The organism is Paenibacillus amylolyticus, from assembly GCF_047302515.1.
Taxonomy (GTDB): Bacteria; Bacillota; Bacilli; order Paenibacillales; family Paenibacillaceae; genus Paenibacillus; species Paenibacillus amylolyticus_G.
On sequence record NZ_CP168019.1, the window covers coordinates 4,068,531 to 4,087,641 of the forward strand.

General features: G+C 48.0%; 17 protein-coding genes. 3 read left to right on the top strand and 14 right to left on the bottom strand.

The window, feature by feature from the left end; translation table 11 throughout:
* Nucleotides 1-27 precede the first annotated feature (27 nt).
* From ACDJ59_RS17500 to ACDJ59_RS17535, 8 genes are all read right to left on the bottom strand, one after another.
* The gene (locus ACDJ59_RS17500) at nucleotides 28-927 is read right to left on the bottom strand and encodes a carbohydrate ABC transporter permease (RefSeq protein WP_413404464.1); all 900 of its coding nucleotides are present in this window, start codon (nucleotides 925-927) and stop codon (nucleotides 28-30) included.
* Entirely contained in the window at nucleotides 924-3,509 is a 2,586-nt protein-coding gene (locus ACDJ59_RS17505) for a DUF5696 domain-containing protein (RefSeq protein ID WP_413404466.1), read from the bottom strand. The genes ACDJ59_RS17500 and ACDJ59_RS17505 overlap by 4 nt, the downstream gene beginning before the upstream one ends.
* 14 nt (nucleotides 3,510-3,523) lie before the next feature.
* Nucleotides 3,524-4,144 (bottom strand): YIP1 family protein, encoded by a 621-nt coding sequence (locus ACDJ59_RS17510; protein WP_413404468.1) that lies wholly within the window; start codon nucleotides 4,142-4,144, stop codon nucleotides 3,524-3,526.
* Nucleotides 4,125-5,591: a gluconolactonase gene (locus tag ACDJ59_RS17515; RefSeq protein WP_413404470.1), complete on the bottom strand. Its 1,467-nt coding sequence runs from the start codon at nucleotides 5,589-5,591 to the stop codon at nucleotides 4,125-4,127. The genes ACDJ59_RS17510 and ACDJ59_RS17515 overlap by 20 nt, the downstream gene beginning before the upstream one ends.
* An 11-nt stretch (nucleotides 5,592-5,602) precedes the next feature.
* A complete protein-coding gene (locus ACDJ59_RS17520) occupies nucleotides 5,603-6,466 on the bottom strand; it encodes a carbohydrate ABC transporter permease (RefSeq protein WP_017689719.1) in 864 nt (287 codons plus the stop codon).
* A 2-nt stretch (nucleotides 6,467-6,468) separates the two neighbouring features.
* Nucleotides 6,469-7,380, bottom strand: a complete 912-nt coding sequence (locus ACDJ59_RS17525) for a carbohydrate ABC transporter permease (protein WP_062833376.1) — start codon at nucleotides 7,378-7,380, stop codon at nucleotides 6,469-6,471.
* Between the two features lie 75 nt (nucleotides 7,381-7,455).
* Nucleotides 7,456-10,383, bottom strand: coding sequence for an extracellular solute-binding protein (locus ACDJ59_RS17530; RefSeq protein WP_413404472.1), 2,928 nt, complete (start codon nucleotides 10,381-10,383; stop codon nucleotides 7,456-7,458).
* 125 nt (nucleotides 10,384-10,508) lie between these two features.
* On the bottom strand, nucleotides 10,509-11,888 hold the full coding sequence (locus ACDJ59_RS17535) for an ABC transporter substrate-binding protein (protein ID WP_282322203.1): 1,380 nt from the start codon (nucleotides 11,886-11,888) through the stop codon (nucleotides 10,509-10,511).
* A gap of 527 nt (nucleotides 11,889-12,415) precedes the next feature.
* On the opposite strand from ACDJ59_RS17535, the gene ACDJ59_RS17540 reads away from it, so the two are divergent.
* A complete protein-coding gene (locus tag ACDJ59_RS17540) occupies nucleotides 12,416-13,456 on the top strand; it encodes a LacI family DNA-binding transcriptional regulator (protein ID WP_413404474.1) in 1,041 nt (346 codons plus the stop codon).
* A gap of 118 nt (nucleotides 13,457-13,574) precedes the next feature.
* Here the strand turns inward: ACDJ59_RS17540 and ACDJ59_RS17545 are convergent, their stop codons facing one another.
* Nucleotides 13,575-13,718 (bottom strand): DUF4272 domain-containing protein, encoded by a 144-nt coding sequence (locus ACDJ59_RS17545; protein ID WP_413404476.1) that lies wholly within the window; start codon nucleotides 13,716-13,718, stop codon nucleotides 13,575-13,577.
* Nucleotides 13,719-13,760: 42 nt separating this feature from the next.
* Here ACDJ59_RS17545 and ACDJ59_RS17550 point away from each other — a divergent pair, with 42 nt between their 5' ends.
* The gene (locus tag ACDJ59_RS17550; RefSeq protein ID WP_413404118.1) at nucleotides 13,761-14,081 is read left to right on the top strand and encodes a transposase; all 321 of its coding nucleotides are present in this window, start codon (nucleotides 13,761-13,763) and stop codon (nucleotides 14,079-14,081) included.
* A 23-nt stretch (nucleotides 14,082-14,104) separates the two neighbouring features.
* Nucleotides 14,105-14,941 (top strand): IS3 family transposase, encoded by an 837-nt coding sequence (locus ACDJ59_RS17555; RefSeq protein ID WP_413409846.1) that lies wholly within the window; start codon nucleotides 14,105-14,107, stop codon nucleotides 14,939-14,941.
* A gap of 6 nt (nucleotides 14,942-14,947) precedes the next feature.
* Here ACDJ59_RS17555 and ACDJ59_RS17560 read toward each other — a convergent pair whose 3' ends face one another.
* The 5 genes from ACDJ59_RS17560 to ACDJ59_RS17580 all read right to left on the bottom strand — a co-directional run bounded on the left by ACDJ59_RS17560 (nucleotide 14,948) and on the right by ACDJ59_RS17580 (nucleotide 19,099).
* Nucleotides 14,948-16,057, bottom strand: coding sequence for a DUF4272 domain-containing protein (locus tag ACDJ59_RS17560; protein WP_413404478.1), 1,110 nt, complete (start codon nucleotides 16,055-16,057; stop codon nucleotides 14,948-14,950).
* Nucleotides 16,058-16,266: 209 nt separating this feature from the next.
* Nucleotides 16,267-17,487 (bottom strand): RtcB family protein, encoded by a 1,221-nt coding sequence (locus ACDJ59_RS17565; RefSeq protein ID WP_413404480.1) that lies wholly within the window; start codon nucleotides 17,485-17,487, stop codon nucleotides 16,267-16,269.
* A 180-nt stretch (nucleotides 17,488-17,667) separates the two neighbouring features.
* Nucleotides 17,668-18,090, bottom strand: a complete 423-nt coding sequence (locus ACDJ59_RS17570) for a hypothetical protein (protein WP_036610281.1) — start codon at nucleotides 18,088-18,090, stop codon at nucleotides 17,668-17,670.
* 108 nt (nucleotides 18,091-18,198) lie between these two features.
* Nucleotides 18,199-18,633 carry a GNAT family N-acetyltransferase gene (locus ACDJ59_RS17575; RefSeq protein WP_076318268.1) on the bottom strand — a complete coding sequence of 145 codons (435 nt, stop codon included), beginning with the start codon at nucleotides 18,631-18,633 and terminating at the stop codon, nucleotides 18,199-18,201.
* A gap of 40 nt (nucleotides 18,634-18,673) precedes the next feature.
* On the bottom strand, nucleotides 18,674-19,099 hold the full coding sequence (locus tag ACDJ59_RS17580; RefSeq protein WP_413404483.1) for a GNAT family N-acetyltransferase: 426 nt from the start codon (nucleotides 19,097-19,099) through the stop codon (nucleotides 18,674-18,676).
* Between the last annotated feature and the right edge of the window lie 12 nt (nucleotides 19,100-19,111).

The following is a 19,111-nucleotide window of genomic DNA, read 5'->3' on the forward strand; positions in this document are numbered from 1 at the left end:
ATCTGAAGCCTCCCTCAACGTTAACCGTCAGTTGTAGTGAACCCGCCGTGACAAGACCCATCCCACTACGATCAATACAAGACCAATCACCAGTGTGTACAGCCAGGACATCGCCGAGCTTAAGCCAAAGTTCTGGGTTTTGAATGCGGTTTGGTAGATGGCCTGTGTGACTGGACTCCCGGCAAATGAATCAATGATCGTGTAGATGACATTTGTCAGAATCAACGGACTGACCATGGGAAATGTAATTTTCCAGAATGATTCATAAGCTGTCGCCCCTTCGATCTTTGCAACCTCATACATCGATCCCGGTACCGATTGCAGTGCAGCGAGGAAGATCAGAATCTGGACGCCAGAGCTGCTAATAATCTCATAGATCCGCATGATGGCTTCTACAATGTAATCCACATAGGCCATCGGCAATCCCACATCCGCCAGCATCCGCACAATGGACACCACATTGAACGAAGTACCGCCATCGGCTGATGCATCCACCGCACTTGCATCCCCCATCAGATTGATTAATCCCGCAGACTCAGCTGCTGCGACTGCACTGGAAGCCAGAATAACCGGCAGGAAAAAGATCGCACGTGCCATCGTTCTGCCTCTGAACTTCTGGTTAAGCAGTGTCGCCGTGAACAAACTGAAGAACAAAATCATCGGCACGTTCAGTACCATCGCTCCAACTGAATCCACCAGAATCCGGTTGAATGTAGCGTCAACCAGAAGCGCATCCTTGAAATTTTTAAATCCAACGAAGTCCAGAACATACCCGCCCGGAGCAACGGATAGATTACTCAGACTGAACCGAATCGATTGCAGGAGTGGCGTGGCAAAGAGGAAGACGAAACCGACCAGCCACGGGGAAATAAATGCAAGTCCAAGCAGCGCTCTCCGTGACTTCAGCGATAATCGAATGGTTCTCATCCGTTCACTCCTCCCACCACATAGTCCGTCCCGCCAACCGTTGTTCCATCCACGGTTACTGCATCCGCATTGTAATTCACAAGGATGGATGTCCCCCCAGTATAGGTGATCCGGACCACGCCATCCTGAATGCGTTCATGCTTCAGGATCTGCTCATTCTCCAGTTCTCCCAGCACTTCATTGGCCTGCTTATACAAGGCAACGGCGTCATCCACCCAATAGCCATACTCGGTCGCGTAGGCCGAATCATAATTCGTCAGCTTCAGCCGGGAAGATGGTTCATAGGTCCATTGAAAATACGGAGCGGCCCCAAGCTCCAGACTGCGCAGCAATTGTTTGCGGAGATCCTGATCCCCCGACGTATTCATCGGAGATGCTGCGTAGTTCATGTATCCATGAATGACCATCGCATAAAAAGGAACTTCTTCATCGGTAATATTGAACCGACTCGACCCTGCGGGTACATTCACAACATGTTGTGCACTCCCCCAAGCGTAGCTATTTGCTGCGGATACCATCAGGTTCGGATAGGACTGTTCCAGCTTGCCCAGCTGCTCCTTCACAATTTTCTTCGCCGTCTCCCGATGAATCACCCGACTATCCCGATAATCGGAAGTCAGGACCTGCCCGAGATCACGAAGGGATAACCCGCCGAGATCCAATTTATTGAATTTGTCAGCAAACTCACTCACTACATAAGGAAGCTTGGCCGCTGAGAGCAAATAATAGCTGTCCCTACTCTGATCCATGCGATTAAGTGCAGGATTGTACGGATACAATTCTGCTGTCTCCTTTGTGACAAACCGCGCTGCATCCGAGGAAGGAGCAAAGCGCATATCATCGTGATAAATGTGCTGGAAAGCCACATCCGGGAACAGAGCTCCACCCGACTGCTCCAGCTTGGTGGACAACGCCTGCAGTTCGGAACGACTGCCCACTTCACTGTCCAACTTCACCTGGGTTGGCGTATGATGACTGATGCCACCGCCAAACCATCCTTGATACCGCATTTGTACACGTTCAACACCATCCTGCTGTAACTTTGCTGCCATTTCTGTAGCCTGTTCGTACGTGGTCATGGCTAAAGTGGTCCGATAGGGTACACTCAGGAACGAAGCCTTTTTATCCACTGCACCAAGCACATCCACATAAAACGGCAACTCCGTCTGTTCTGGGAGCGGCTTCAGTACATCCTGCTCTATCAACTGCTGCTGATACAGGCGGGCCATACCTGAGTAACTGGCATCTTCTCCATGAAGGAAATGATAACGGACCTGAATATCTCCACGGTAAGGCTCTTCGCTAAGCAGCTGAATCTCCTGAATTTTCTGCGAGGTGTACATTTCCAATTCATCCTCCCCCCGCAGGGAGAAGGTCGCATGCACGTGGTTGTAGCTATTCTGTCTGCCTCCAATATCCGCGGAGATACTGGCAATACCGTCCCCTTTTTCAATGACTGCAAACCAGGCATTTTCCCCGTTCTTCAGACCAAACACAGGCATATACGCGGATTCACTCACCTGAGGACGACTGAGCGAATTATCATTTGGGTCTGCGCCGTATACACGCTGTACATACTGTTCTTCCTGGGTTTTCCCGTTGTTCAGATGGATCAGGCTACCTGAACCGTCAGGTACGAGCATGTAACCCTCGCCCTTTGTATCCGCAGCACCAAAATAAGCTAGCAAATCAATGTTCCGAATGCGGTATTGCCCACTTTCTTCTATTTGGCTCAGAGGTACAGTCACAACGAGTGCCCCCTGCTCAAGTCGATATTCCACAGAAATGACAAAGCTGGGCTTATCGGATACGCCCCCGCCTTCAACCCCGTTCTCCTGATTGTCAAAAGCCAGATCGTCCACCGTGTAACCCGCCGTCTCAAAGGCACCCAGCATCTTGTTCAGTACAAGTTGCTTCGAAATCTGTCCATCCAGCCGTTCCAGAATATCCGGATTGTTCTTGGTTGGATAATAACGGGCAGATGTGTATCTAGCGACAGTAGCATCCAGCTTGGAAAGAACTTTCTCCTCCAGACGCTGTTTGCTAATCAGTTTCGGTAGCGCATCAATGCCAAGTGACGTATCACCAAGCGTATAGTTCACACGAATCCCCTGATCGATCTGACCCACTGTGAATTGTTTGTTGCTAATACTGGAGCTGAAATTCGGAAAGTTCTCCAGTGTGCCCATCGAATCCCGGAAAGACACATTTAACTGGGAGGACAGCACTTCTTTTTCATACGCGGAAGCAAGACCATCCTCAGCCCTTTCTTTCGGGTTGCTATACCAGACCTCTCCACTTTTCCCGTCCCGTACTGCAATTTCCGTTGTTTCCTCGTTATAGTACAGGGCGAGTCTCTGATCTTCGGCGACCAGCTGCATACCAGGTACACCCTGCGAAGAGTCCTTACGGAACTGTAACGGGTACTCAGTGACGGGCATGGCTTTGGTTGTCGTATCCAGATAAGCCGCGGCTTCTACGGCAGGAATCCCCCTGTTGTTTATATACAGCAGCCCGGCTGCAATCATGATTACAGCTGCACCACCAGCCAGCACCGTATATAATCGTTGCCTTTTGTTCACGGATGCCGCCTCCTTTAGGTCCGAAAAATCAACTCGCGGTAAATGTTATAACCGAATTCGTACAACTGTTGCAGCATGCTGAAGACCAGTGCGCCAAGGAATACGATAATGCCCATCACAATGAGTGTCAGCACCATCGTTATCATTGTTCTAATCACCGTGTACTGGTGTACCGTCATCATGCCAATGAACAGAAGCAGTACAAACCAGAAGAATGCAATACTATTGAACAGATAATAAAAAGCAGTCTCCTCCTGTACCATGAACCGGCTGATCACGATCATTGGAGCATAGATCAGAATAATTGGAATGAGCGAGTAACCTGTCGCCAGAACGATTTCCCTGAACTTGCCTTCCCCTTCCATCAAGGTCGTTACCGCCCAGTTGGCCGTGCACCATAGAAAGAAAGGGACCGCTACTGTGGCAATCTCGATGATGCTATTAATCGTACGAGGATCGATGTAATTGACGAGAAATCCTGCGTACTGCTTTTGCAAAATCATCATGACAATGGTAAGCGCCAGTGCTACATAAGCAACAAGAAGCCGTCCCCGGTTATCCGACTTGAGGTCCCAGAATGCATCAATGGGGTGAAAAATAAGATGCAGCGGAAACTTAATGAAATCCTGCTTCACGATCAACCTGCCTCCTCCGTCTCCATTTAACCGCTACCCGGGTCAGGATCAGAATGACAATCAGCGCGATTGCAGCGGTCAGGAATGTACCGAAATGTTCCTTCATCATCTCCCGCCGATGCCTCTTGAACGCGACAGAATAACTCTTGCGGTCCATTCCAAGTTCGAAGTAACCTAGCGCTTCCTCGTTTTTCTTCTCCATTAATAAGGACTTGCCGATACCGATATAAGCGATGTCATAGTTAGCATTCAGCTTAAGCACTTCTCTCCAACTATTCACGGCCTCTGTGTCCTCGCCCCGATAGTGGAGTGCCACCGCTTCATTCACACGGGCACCAAAACGGGTCGGCTCATAGACGACAAGGTTGTTCTTGCCCCGATCCAGAACTAAGTGGTGCTCACCCGATTGTTCAATCGCGACAGGTGTTTTGAGCGTGCCCACCTGATTTCCTTTGCCACCGTATATGTAGAGCAGATGACCTTCATCGTCGTACGTGAACACCCGGTTCTGTGTCGCATCCAGTACACTGTACATGCCATTGCCAAGCACTTTCACATCAATCAGTTTGGATGGACCGGGATTGTTACGGAACCGGATATCGCCTTTGACGTCATAATAACCAAACCGCTTCAGTACATCTTCGCCGGACGGGTTAAGCCGCTTGATCGGTTCATTTGAGCCGGGATCAATATTCGTCGCATACACGAATCCTTTGTGGTCGATATCCGCATTGGAGAACTCCGTTGGAACAAACAGGACCATCTGTGCGCGCTGGGCTTTGGTCGATAACATGCGCCAGATATATTCGCCGTAGTCCCGCTCCACTTTGTTGGTACCGACATATCCGATAAATTTCCCACTCTCGTCAAACTGCATAATGCCTTCGTAGACCCCCTGTGCCACAACGTAAACTCGGCCTACATGGTCCACCGTCAGCTTCAAAGGCTGGAACTGGAATTGGGTCGATAGGATATCCGACTCAGGCTTCGTGATAGTTTGTATCAGCGTCCCCTCTCCATCGAGGACAACCACACGACTGTTGCCTGTATCGGCGATGTATATGCGTTCTTCTTCATCTACAAATAATCCACCTGGAAGGTTAAAGGTTTCCTTAGTGCCCTCCATCATGAATCCATCGATTATGCGCAGCAGCTTAAAGCCTGGGTCCAATACGACAATTCGGCTGTTACCGCTATCCAAAACATAGATCAATCCAGAGGGAGAAACGTTCACATCACCGGGGTCTTTGAACTCACTAATGCCGAGGTCACGGCCTGATATGGTACGCTCGGGCAGGTAGGCATCTGGTGAAGGAACAGCCTCTTTCCAGTAGTTGTAGTTATAACTCTCATACGGCGCCGGGGAGGCCGCCGCAGGCACGGCATTCACCAGCAGCAGAGATACTGCCGCCAGGAGAACAAGCCATCTTTTCACTGTGCGTGCCATATCGTTCCCCCTTAATCCTTCATGCCCGAGCTCGCCATCGTCTCAATGATTCGGCTCTGAGAGAAAATAAATAGCGTGATCGGCACACTCATCAAAATCAGTGCTACCGCAGCACCCGCTCCTGCCCGGGATATTCCGCCCTGAATAATCTGACCTGCTGCATAATGCAGGGTCTTGAGCTGCTCGCTGTAGATGTATCCATTGCCATCACTGCCCCATAACATCTGGAACAGCAGAATGATCAATGTCAGCCAGGCTGGCTTCACATTGGGCATGACGATGGACCAGAAGATCCGATATTCACTGGCACCATCGATCTTGGCCGCTTCCAGCAGCGCATCCGGGATCTGCTCCATGAACTGTTTCATCAGATACAACCCGAGTGAATAGGCAAATGCCGGAATAATGACGGCCCAGTACGTGTCGATCCATCCGAGCCATGACATGATCATATAGTTCGGAATGGCCGTCACCGCAGGTGTGAACATCAGTGACAGTACGACCACTTGGAACATGAATACTTTGCCCGGAAACTTGTGTTTGGCAAGCGGGTAGGCCGCTGCGGAAGCTAGCAGCACATGGCCTACGATACCGATGCCTGTAATAAATACCGTGTTGAATATATAACGTGAGAACGGCACCCACGAGTCACTCAGCAGATTCAGCAGATCTGTAAAGTTGCTGAACGTGGGATTTTTGACAAACAGTGTTGGTGGAAAGGTGAATATCTCATCCAATGGTTTGAATGCATTGTTGATCGCATAGATCAACGGCAGCACCATGAAAGCACCGAATACGAGCAGAAGGGCAAACAGGGAGAGACTTCCCGATAGCGAGCGATTCACGCGCTTTTTGCCTGTCGCAATTGCAGCCATAGCTATTCTCCCACCCTTCGAAGCAGTTTCTGTACCAGCAAGTTGGTGCCCACCATAATCATGAACAGCACGGTGGCAATCGCCGATGCGTAGCCCATCTCAAACCGCGTTGTACCGAAGTCGATCAAGTGGGTGACCACCGTCTCTGCCGCATAGTTCACACTCGGGAACCCGGCCAGTGCGATCGACACATCGGCCACGGCAAACGAGGTTGTGAGCTGAATGACGGCTCCGAACATAAGCTGCGGACGCATCGAAGGCAGAGTAATATACCATAGCTCCTGCCAGCGATTTTTGATCCCATCCACCGCTCCCGCTTCGTACAACGTCCGGTCCACCGTCTGCAAACCGGCGATAAACGCCAGAAATCCAGTTCCGAGACTCAGCCACAACTGCACGAGAATGAGGATGGGCATAATGTAGGCTTCTGTCTTCAGCCACTGGATTGGCTCCAACAGAAAACCCCATTTGATCAACAGCCCATTCGCAATGCCATAACGATCTCCCGAGAAGATCATCAGCCAGATAAAATACACATTGCCCGAGATGGAGGGTGCGTAGAAGATCAGTGTCATGAACGCTCTCCATTTCGGTGTTAACTCATTAATGATCCATGCGAAGACGAAACAGGCAATATAACTGATCGGTCCGGTAATGATGGCGAACAGCAACGTATTCTTGATTGCAATCAGGAATACATCATCCTCCAGAAACAGACGAGTATAGTTCTGCCAGCCAATAAAACGCGGAAATTCCAGCATGTTAAAGTAGGTGAAGCTGAGTATGATCGAGATGACAACTGGAATCACGGTAAACATGATGAACAGGAGCATATAAGGTGCAAGCAGGACATAGGAATGTTTGCTGGCCTTCATTTCCTGGAGCTTCCAGCTCCACCACGATTTCATGCCCATCCTTGACGCTTTCTCAGGAGGACTGTTTTGTCCGTCTCGGAGTGATATTTGTGGCACGATTAACCCTCCCTCTGCTTACGGAAGACCAAATTCATTACGCTTGACACGAATCTCGTCCTGAATATATTGGGTATAATCCATAATGGATTCCCTGGCTTCCACTTGGCCAACAACGGTTTTGTAAAATGCATTGAACAGATGGCGGCCTGTAAAATAACCACCGGGTACTTCAGGAATGCCCTTCACCGTTTCGAATTGCGCTCTGAGATTGGCGTAATCCTCCGCAGGCCACGGCAGGGAATCCAGTGCCTTGATGTTTGCCGTTGGATAACGGGCAGCCGCACCCATCAGCCCTTCCATCTCCCGTCCGAATTCCGCCTGAACCGGCGTACTGGTCCACCACTTCATGAACTCCCACGCCGCAACCTGATCCTGGGCACTCTCCAGCATCATGACCGCGCTGCCTCCACCCGGAACGTCCCGATTCAAGGTTCCATCCGCCTGAACGGTTCCCGGGACAGGAACGAATCCCCATAGTCCCCGAATCTCCGGTGCAAATACAGACAACTGGTTGTACATGGTGTAATCGGTTAGTCCAATAGGCATCTGTCCTGTCCGGAAACGGTTGGCAAAATCATATTCCCGTTCCAGCTTGTAATCGGTATAGAATTCCGTCCACTGCTTGAACGTCTCGATCCCGATCCGGGAATCCAGATCCGATTCCTTGTCATCATTCCGATAGAAGGCGCCTCCGTTCTGAAGCAACATCGTGGCATACTGCGAGTTCGGCGGAATATTGACACCCTGCATATTCGCCTGGGTCACAATTGGCATACCGAATTCCATATGATTCTTGCTCAGAATCGCGAGCAGAGCTTCAACATCCTCCCAGTTCTGAGGCACTTCAAGCCCGAGTTCTTCGAGCACGTCTTTTCGGTAAAACAGCATGTTAAAGGTCTGCGTTTCCGGCAGGGCATATACGCCTGAATCATAGGCATATGGCACGATTGCACTTTCCCTGAACTCCTTTTCCACGCTGCTGTAATCACTGAATTGCGTCAGATCTACAGCTGAGTTCCGCATCGCAAAGTTCACTGGAAGGTCATTGCCGATCTGCATCGCTACATCCGGTCCTTCACCGGACAAGGTCGCTGGCAGTAAGGTTCCCATATTCACCAGCTTCAGATTGACATTGATACCACTGTCTGGTGTGAAGGTCTTATCAATCATCGCCTTCATCGTATTCGCCTGGTCACGTCCGCTACCAATCCAAACGGTTACGGTGCGCTGATCTTCCGATGTGGCTACATTGCCGATCTGGTTATAATCAATGAAGAACGAATGATAGAATATCTTTGCTTCATGACCGAGCTTCGCGAGTGGCCCCATACCTGTGCCGGGAATATCACGGTCAATTGAAGTAACGTACAGTGCGTCAATCTCCAGGGGTTGCTCTCGTGCCTGCTGCACCCATGTGCCGAGACCGCCTGTGTTCGTTTTGTATGCTGCAAGGCGTCTTGGGATGGTATCTGGCTTGTCAATCATCTCGTCCAGTTGCAGTGCCATCGTCTTGATCAGCGCTTCCTGATCGCTGGACTGTCCTGACAGGAGACGAAGCTGTGCGGCCACATCTTTGAGACGTTTACTTTCTCCGCTGAATACTTCCAGCAGGTTCGGGATTTGCTTTTCCACCCGATAATCCCGGAATTCATCAGGCTTGGTACCTGTAATCATCAGAATGCGTCGGTACATGGAGTTCAAGTTGTACAGACTGTCCTCCACATTGCGGATAAGGGGTGCAAAGTCACCGAGGCTGTTCTCCAGCCGCAGCACATGTTTTCCTTTGTCCAATTGAAACTTGTATGCTTCCTTGCCGCCCATGACGTCAATACGATAGTCACTTTGATAACGGAAAGGTGCTTTGGCCATCTCTGCAAACGGAACATCACCGTCAATGGTCAGTTTGCGTGTAGAATAGATGCCTTTGACGAAATTCTGCTGTGCGGTAAAACCGATATGATAAAGTCCGCTCTCCGGCACATCCACTTCCCATTCAATCCATTGCCCTGGCAGACGCCAGTTAAAGCCACCAATCGTATTGATGCGTACCTGGGAAGCGCTATAAGGAGATACAGCAGAACTTGACCTTTCGCTCGTCGGGTATAACGTAGGTGAAGATTTGGCAATTGCGGCTTCTCCTTCAATGCGAATAAGTACATCCTTCGGCTGCCCGGAGGAATCCGACTGTTGTGCCCCCGCAGTCTCCGCGTAAGGAACGGCTCTCTTCTCATTGAAAAGACGAATGGATCGAATGACCATGGGTTCACGGGAGGATTTTAGCGTTAGCGTGTGTTCCCCTTTTTTCAAATAAAACTTGAATGGAGCCTGTTCGTACCCGTCTGAGTCCTGAAACGTTTCTTCCATCCAGCGAGGTTGCTCCACTTGTCTTGGACGAAGATCATTGCCTTGATTATCCTGCTCAACGACATTTTTCTCATTGGCCCACACCCGGTCAAACTGCAAATAGGCGGCTTCCGCAAAAGGAAGTTCACCATCAATGTACAATGCACGCTCAATGGCTGAGCTCTTGCCTTCAACGGGATAATAGACAGCGGACAGGTTATACAGCCCGGTCTCCGGCACGTTAATGGTCCAATCGACTTGTCCGGTCTCTCCGGTATGGAGAGATACACCATCCATTCCCTCATAATTAGTCAGTTTGCGGACGTCTTCACCTTCGGCTTTTATGTAATCTCCTGCTTCAATGGTGATGTCCACATTCGGCTGTGTAGCCTGATCCGTTCCGGATCGATACTGTTCGTATCCCTTTTTCTGCCGGGTCTGCTGCAAGACTGCATCCACTTCAATGGCAGGCAGACTGCCAGGTGGAATGTTTGCACTCTTCACATCAGCGCCGGAAGTTACATATAGAATGATGCAGGCTGCCGCCACGATGATTACTGTGGACAATATCCATGTCTTACGTTGTAGAATTCCAGCCATCCTACGAGTCCTCCTCATCAAGGCTGATGCCAGCAATGCCGATTTGGTGGTTCAGGAAAAGGGGCTCCGTGCAACCTTGCCGACACGAGCCCCCTGCCTGAATCGTTTGCTGGTGATAAGTGTTGTTATTGTTTGCCGAGTTTATCAATGGCGGCTTGTGCCTGTGCTTTGTATTTCTCGGCTGTTGCTGTCACGGAAGCATTGTTTTTGATGATATCGTTCACATAATCCCCGAATGGGTATCCCGTGTAGGCATCATCCAGCAAAATACGGCCCGTTCCGGCGATGTGCTCGCGAATGATCGCAATATCCTTCTCGTCGGTATAACGACTCTCCAGATAATCTTGACCTGGATACTCTTCAATCTGCGGGATGTCAAAAGTCTCTTCATAGATTTGGTAGACGATCTTTGGATCTTCCACACCTTTAGGAATGAACTTCGCTGATGCTGCGTTGTTTGCATACGTTACCTCTTTGCTACCCTGTGGCCCGTTCGGAATCGGCACAACACCAACCGCAAAGGTGAGATCGCCCAACTGCCATTCAGCAGCAGTGAAAAGAGCTACATCTCCATCTTTGAAAGTATTGCTTTCCTCCCAATTGGTTTTGTCGCCGGTTTTTACCTTCACGACATTTTCCACGTTATACAGGCGTTTGACGAATTCGGCAGCTTCAATCGTTTTCGGATCGGACAATCCTTCTTTGCTATTGGTATCATCCACGATCGTTCCACCATTGGCTGCGGTAAAATGACGAACGACATCAAGCGCCCAGCCAGAAAATCCGTATACGTCAGTTTTGCCGTCGTTATTGGTATCTTTGGTTGCCTGTTTGGCAAGTTCCATGAATTTATCCCAATCCCATTTACCTTGGTTATAAAGTTCTTGAGGATCAGGCAAAGATAATTTTTTGAACAAGTCACGGTTATAGTGAAGTCCCAGACCAATGCTGGTTGGAGATTCGAAGGCGTATTCGTTGCCTGCAATGGCAGGAAATTTTGCAATCAGGTTAGCCTCTTGGTTGATGTTATTCTCAGGTGTAGTGAATTCGGAGATGGGCAATAGTTGCCCTTTGAGGATGGCAGGTAGTGCGGATTTGTACTCCATCTGAACGATGTCGGCGAACGGTTCGCCAGCCAGTGCAGACGTTGTGAATTTGTTCATGTATTCTTCGAAAGGTACGTTAACAAACTCCAGTTTCACGTTGTATTTCTTCTCGACCTCTGCAATTTTATCAAGTCTGGCCTTATCGGAGGCCGTCTCTCCCGCTGGTTTCAAGTCCCACCAGGCCGCAACCTTAATGACACGCCCACCCAGATCAGGCACATTAACCACAGCTTCTTCCGCTCCGCCCTCTTTCTCTGTCTCAGCGACTTCGGTGCTGTTACCTGAGTTCGTTGTTCCCTCTGCTTCGGTCCCCGTCTGCGCTGTCCCCCCACCACTGCAAGCGGATACAAAAAGCATCACGGCCAATAACATCAGAGGTAGAACATTCCATCTTCTCATCATGATTTTAACAACCTCCCCGAATGTGTATACCAATCATGGTTCACCCTAAATCGTCAACCCCATTCACCAACCAATCGAAAATAAACGACCACCACCATTTGTTATTTTCTTGTTTGTTTTTGACAAACAAAATTTAACACAGCAAAATGTAAGCGTCAACATTTTTGTTGTTAACATTTTCTAATTATTCTGATAAAATGCTGATAAAGCTGTAATTTCTCTGTATCACAGCTTATTCAATATCCTGGATTCTAAGTACAAACTTATTAAAACATGATTATAACTTTGTTTATTTTGTTATTTTTATAAAATAACAAAATAATAATTTAACAGACAAAATTCGTCATTCTATCTGAAAATATGCTTACCATCACGTTGAACGTTCATCCTAAAATACTGTGCATCACTAACATTTTGAATTCTCTGTCCGTTATTAGATTAAGAGAAATACATCATGTTATACTAGAATCGTTGGATATCGCTCCAAATAAGGAATACGGCAGAACTACGAGTGTAAGGATGGTATGATGAAGACAAAGGTAACAATTCAGGAGATTGCACATTTTACGGGTTTGTCGAAATTCGCGGTGTCACGAGCTTTGTCTGGAAAATCGGGAGTTAGCGATCAAACGAGGGATGTCATTCTCAAGGCCGCTGGCAAACTTGGATATTTCAAAGATAACAGCATGTTGTCTGGTGAACTGTATAACAGCCATGAACTTCAGGAACCAAAGAACACACGTTCAAGCGGAACGATCTTGATTTTGTTCCCCAATGTTCGGTACCAAAATCAAGACTCCGTATACTGGGGCCCCGTCTTTAACGGGATTTCTTCCAAGCTGAACCAAAAAGGGATTAATATTCTGACCTTAACGGAACCCTCAGCAGATCAGCTATTTACCCTACTCAACCCGGATGCCATTCGAGGGATCATTACCGTTGGCTCTATCTCGACCCCGATTCTGCTTGAAATCAAGCGTCTTAGTATTCCGGTTGTAATGGTGGATCATCTGGACCCTGTTTTTCACAGTGACAGCATATTCACCGATAACTTTGCATCCATGCGGGAGATCATGCTCTATTTGCTCCGCAAGGGTTTCAAAACATTCCAGTTCGTTGGCAATATCGGGGATGCTCATAGCTTCTATGAACGCTGGATTGCATATAATTCTGTGCTTATGGGTCATGGGATGGAAATACATCAGATTCCCGAGTTGAGTAATCAGGCATTGGATGAGTTCCGCCAGACGTTCACTTCGGTGATCAGTGAGGATAACCTGCCTGAAGTGTTTGTATGTGCGAATGATTTCTATGGGCTATACACCATAGAAGCCCTTGAGAGTATGGGTATTCGTGTACCCGATCAGTGTGTTGTCACGGGATTTGATAATCTATACGACAATATCCCATTACTGGCTACAGTTAATGTGAACAAGGAGTTGCTCGGTGCGCGTGCAGTGGATCAGATGTTATGGCGCATAGCGAATCCAGAGAGCAACGTCGAGAAAAAGTTGATTCTTGCTGATGTCATTATTCGTGAACAGTTTGGCAGACATAGTGGGTAATATGGCAGAATATCAAATACCCTTTAACCGTATTTGTGCGGCTAAAGGGGTATTTGCATTGTTGTATGTTGTGTAATGTTTATTGTTTATTTACAATAGGCCGTCACATCATCCCGTTCTACGTATCTGTACGCACATCATCCCACGCCAGATTCAGATAACAGATCAGCCAGTTCAATGCACGGTGACGTTCATAAGCCACTCCACCATTCAGGCCAGCTGGTATTATCCCCTTTAAGTAGACACTTAAAAAAACCTTCATGTTATCATGGGGGTTCAAGTGAAACTTGGAGGGGATATTTTTATGGCGAAAAAAGGGCAAACATTTCAGACGTATACGGAAGAATTCAAATTGAATGCAGTTAGATCCTATGTCGAAGGTTCTTCAAGTTACAAGGTGGTCGCTGAACGCGAAGGAATTCGAAACTGTTCACAACTGAAGGTGTGGGTGAAAAAGTGGAAAAAAGGGGAAGCATTCGATGAACGAAAAAACAGTGTGCCCAATCCACTGAAGGGACGTCCTCGTACAGCCTTTGGCAGCGTGGAGGAAGAACGAGACTATCTTCAAGCACAGGTGGATTATTTAAAAAAGCGGTATCCAAATCTAGTAAAGGAGAAGCGCTGAGCCAACGGGAGAACTACGATATCATCGATGAATTGCGCTGCTCGCATGGCATTACACGCCTACTATCGATTACAGGAATACCCCGATCCAGTTACTATAAATGGCGAGCAACCCAGCCGCAGCGAGACGCAAGACAAGAACGTGACCGTGAGATCAAAGAACACATGATGGCTATTCATTTTGAAAACCGAGAGTTTGGTTATCCTCGCATGACAACGGCGTTGTGGGAGGCTGGTCTGAACGTGAATCACAAGAAAGTATGGCGAATCATGCGGGAACTATCGATCCAATCGGTAATTCGTAAGAAGCGGAAGAAGTCCAGCTATACGCCATCTGTGATCTATCCGAATCGCCTGAAACGCCAATTTCACGCTACAGCACCCCAGCAAAAAATGGTGACGGATATTACCTATATTTCGGATGGGAATTCATTTGTTTACCTGTCCGTGATTCAAGACTTGTTCAACAACGAGATTGTAGCTTGGCAGTTATCTAAACGGAACGATGTTCAGCTCGTATTGGATACGGTGGAACAATGGACACAAAAAAGAGACGTTTCAGAAGCCGTGCTCCATTCGGATCAGGGCTTCCAATACACGTCTCAGGCGTACAACACACGATTAGAAGCATTCGGCGTCAAAGGCAGCCACTCTCGCAAAGCAACCTGCCTGGATAACGCATGCATCGAATCCTTCTTTTCGCATCTCAAGACAGAGAAGCTGTACCTTAACCAGTGTAATTCAGAAGCAGAGATTCGACAAGCCGTGGAAGATTACATGTACAATTACAACTACCGACGCTTTCAAGCCAAACTTAAACAGCGCGCACCGATTGAATATCGATGCGCACTGGCAGCATAGCTTTTTTCATCTGTCTACTTGACAGGGGTATGACCAAGCTGGAGGTGTTTTGTCATTCACACGACTATCCACGCACACCCAGTTATAACGGTAGATCAGATCTGCTTCATCCAGAATCTTGCTTTTGTTACGCAGAGATGCATCGGAGAGAAAGTCGGTAAAACTATCCTTCTGTTGCAAATAACCGACATCCTTCCCTACGTTACACAACTCCGTTGGTGCACCCAGTTCCTTCACATAACCAAGCGCCCATAACATTACGTGGTAGGCTTCATATCCCCAGGAGAAGGAAATAATCTCCTGCTGCTCTGCTCCGTACTGGTCGATAAACCTCTTCTCTACGGGTGAGAAAAAGGAGTCAGCCTCATACTTGTCGATCACTTCCTGAACCAGTGCTGCGGTATCATCCGCACTTTCGCCGGCTCCCAGACACTCACCCTTAAGCGCGGCAAGACATAGGGCAACCGCACGGCGCGCAACTTCCTCTTTACTCCGAATCGTGGTGTGCTCATCTCCGGCCCTTGCGGGCAAGTGCGCATTATACGGAATGCCTTGTTCAGTCAACAGTTGCTCTGAACGCGCTTTACGTTGAATGCCAGACTCCGACTGGGGGCTGTCACCGTCAAGGAAACTGGTGTGCGCTGTCACCGTGTAATCCTCTACCTCAGATTCTCCATTCACATCCAGCAATAGCTGACCTTGTGCGTTCAGCAGAGATCCACCTCCCCAGAAGATGACAGCATCCAGCGCATCAGCCAACCGCAACAATTCGCCGAAGAATTCTTCCGAGATGTCCTCTTCCGTCTCAATACCAACCACCATATTAAGTGTGGAACATTTGATCAGTACCTTTTCCTGGAGCGAAGCATTGCGCCCTTCAATCTGACTCAAAAATCCAAGCATCCCCTGAATCATTGTCGTAAATTCCTCAGGATGTGTCTGGCTGGTCATGATATTAAAGCCTTTTGTTTTCTTACTGAGCCATTTTTTCTGAGTCACTTGAATATGGGTCTTGTCTTCCTTTCGCTCAATGGTCTCCTCTGGATAAATGGATTGAACCACTTCAAACAGCTGATCCAGGTCAAACTGAGAGCTATAAATCGCACAATTCCTCATGAAGTTCACCCTCTCTCTATATATAGTTCAACTAATGAATATTTACACTGGCACTCCGATGGCAGAATAACTTTCCGATCGCTGTTATCCCCAGATTTTTTTATTCCTTTTTTTGAAAGGGGAAATCCGGTGCTAAAGGCGAACGCTCCGCTTCTTCAAGTTATTTCTGCCCTCTCCGTTATCGTGTAAATGTTCAGTTGAATATATGACTAATCCTTATATGGATCGAATTCATTACCTCCGGCCATGGCAACGCCTACCGGGCGCAGCACATGGTTGATCTTCAGCGTATTCGCATGTGCGTTCAGTACGTCTTGCAGTTTCTTGTACACAAACGGACTTTCGTCTGTACCCGCTCCCCGCAGTTCGACACCATAGGCACGAATCGCCTCATGCATCTGTGCTTCGCTAATCTCGCCACCCATGCGTGTGCGCAGCTTGTAATTCATTTTGCCAGCCGCCTGGGTTCGGCTCATCGTGCGCCCTGCCCCGTGCACGGTGCTGCGGAATGACTCGGTGTTCTCCTCGCTGTGAATCCCTTCCACAATTACAGAGATATCACCCATACTGCCTCCGACAAAACCGAGTTGCCCGGGTGCCAATGGCGTTGCACCTTTGCGGACCACCACTACCTCTTCACCCATGTGTTGTTCTTTCCAGGCAAAGTTGTGATGGTTATGTACGGCGTATTCAGCACTTGCCCCCAGAATTCCGAGCACCTGTTCAATAACATAGTCGCGTCCTGCATAGGCATATCGGCCCGCCAAAGTCATTGCGTCCCAATACATATCACCCATTTCACTGTTCAGGTCAAACAACGTAGGCGGTTGATCCATCGATTCGCCAGGAGCTTTACCACTGAACTGACGTCCTGCCGCAAGGTTAAGGAATCCACTCGCCACTTTATGACCGAACCCGCGGCTGCCAAAATGATTTGCGATCCACACCTTTCCCGTTGCTTCTTCTACAAAAATATCCACGAAATGATTGCCACTGCCTACGGTTCCGAGTTGGTTGCGTGCAAGTGTCTTCAGCTTATGTTGTAACCCCGGTTCAATGGTATCAAACAGCTTCCAGCTCGCGTCGTCGAACAGTTCATGATCCACGGGTGTTGGATTGTTGCGGCCCACGCCGAAAGATATGGTCGAATTGATGTTATCCATGATCGTTGCAATCTGATCCCGAATATCGTTCCACATCAGATTTGTGCGCACAGCCTTGTTGCCACAGGCAATATCATATCCGACACCTGACGGACTGATCATATTCCGATAAGCGACAACACCACCGATGGGTTGCGAGTAACCTTTGTGATGGTCGGCCATCAGAGCCACACCCAATACATCTCCATATTGCGAGCAAGTCACCGCCTGACTTACGGCGTTCTCCAGCGGTTCCCCCCAGACTTTAATGTTATCTACGATACGCATAATTGTGTTAACCTCCTATGTACTTTTTTTGAAAATACATCTTTTATTTCTATACTGTTGTTCTCATTAGTTTAACAAAGATTAGCGTGGGTCGAAACGTCGCCTTACTTTAGATCACCAATTATTTACGCATAAAAAAAGAGAGCTCAGCTCCCTTTTTTTCTCACGGTTGGTTCCTATTCACTTCTTGCTAATCTTAAACTTGAACTCCCAAGTTGCTGTGTTACCAGAATATCGGCCTCTGTTCTCGGTCACCACCACGGAAAGTGTCTTGTTGGTTGATTTGGAGAACGAAGATAGTTTGACGTTGGTGCTTTTATCCCCGTAATCGGGAATTTTGTCCTGTTCTTCGGCGATGGCCTCCAGTTTCAATGTACCCGTGGATTTCAGGTTTAAAGTGACTGACGAACCCTCCTCCAGATCTTTGCCGTTCACACTTGCTCCGATGGCCCACTCATTACCGACAGAGTTATTCTCGACAAGTTCTGCGCTCACCAGCGTAACGGTTACCTTAACCGTTTTGGCGGCAGCATAGGAGGTTGGGGAACATACGGCGAATACCAGGCTCAGAACCATGAAAACATTAGCCCATTTTTTGAACACAAGGGTGCCTCCCTCTTATTCGTTTCTTTTGTTAAGACTATGCCTTATTCGCCGTGTTCCTTAAGTAATCCTTCCACTTGTGTATGAAATTTTCTCTTGAAGTGCTTGTTAAAGATGCTTCCGGTAACCCTGAACCTTCTCATCCTTGAAACCTAACTTCTCATAAAATATATGTGCTTCCTTCCGCTGATCGCCAGACACCAGAATCATGTAACCACAACCCATATCTTTTGCAATCCGTTCAATCTGGAGCATTAATCTCTGCCCAATGCCCTGCCTGCGTACCTGATCCGATACAATCACATTCTCCACAACCATGAACGGTTTGCATGGCCCCACCAGATCCATACACTCAACCCCCATAACGGACCCAACCAGTTTGCCATTGTAAAATGCCCCAAGCACATGATAATGACCATTCTGCTGTATGTAATGAAACATCTTTTTCATCTGCTGCTCATTGGTAGGCATTCCCATCAACTCATTGTATAGCTGGCTTAGTGCTGGTAAATCTTCAAGTTCGATTCCTTTAATGGTAACCATTATAACCCTCCTGATTTTGTCCTATTTCGCACGCTTTGTCTTACATGAGGTCCTTTTTAAAATAATAATGACTGTGTCCAGTCGGTGCATTCTCGATCGTTGTGATCAATTGGTAGCCATGTTTCTTGTAAAATTCCGGTGCTTGATAGGAGAATGTGTTCAACATGACAAAATCACAAGATTTCTCTCGCGCAATTCGCTCAACTTCAAGCAACAACTGTGAACCATATCCCCGATGCCGTTGTTCAGAATCCACCCAAAGAATATCAACCTCCAGCCAGTTCCAGCAAAGTGTGCTAAGCACACCTGCAACAATCTCGCCAGTCTCATTTTTGATATTGAAATTCAATTCTTCGTACCGATGCCTTAATTCCTCGCTCACATGTGCAGCATTAAATGCGATAAGTTGCTGGCGAACATACTCTGAATCCTCTGAAGTACTTGGATTAATATTTATTTGGGACATCTCCTAATCACT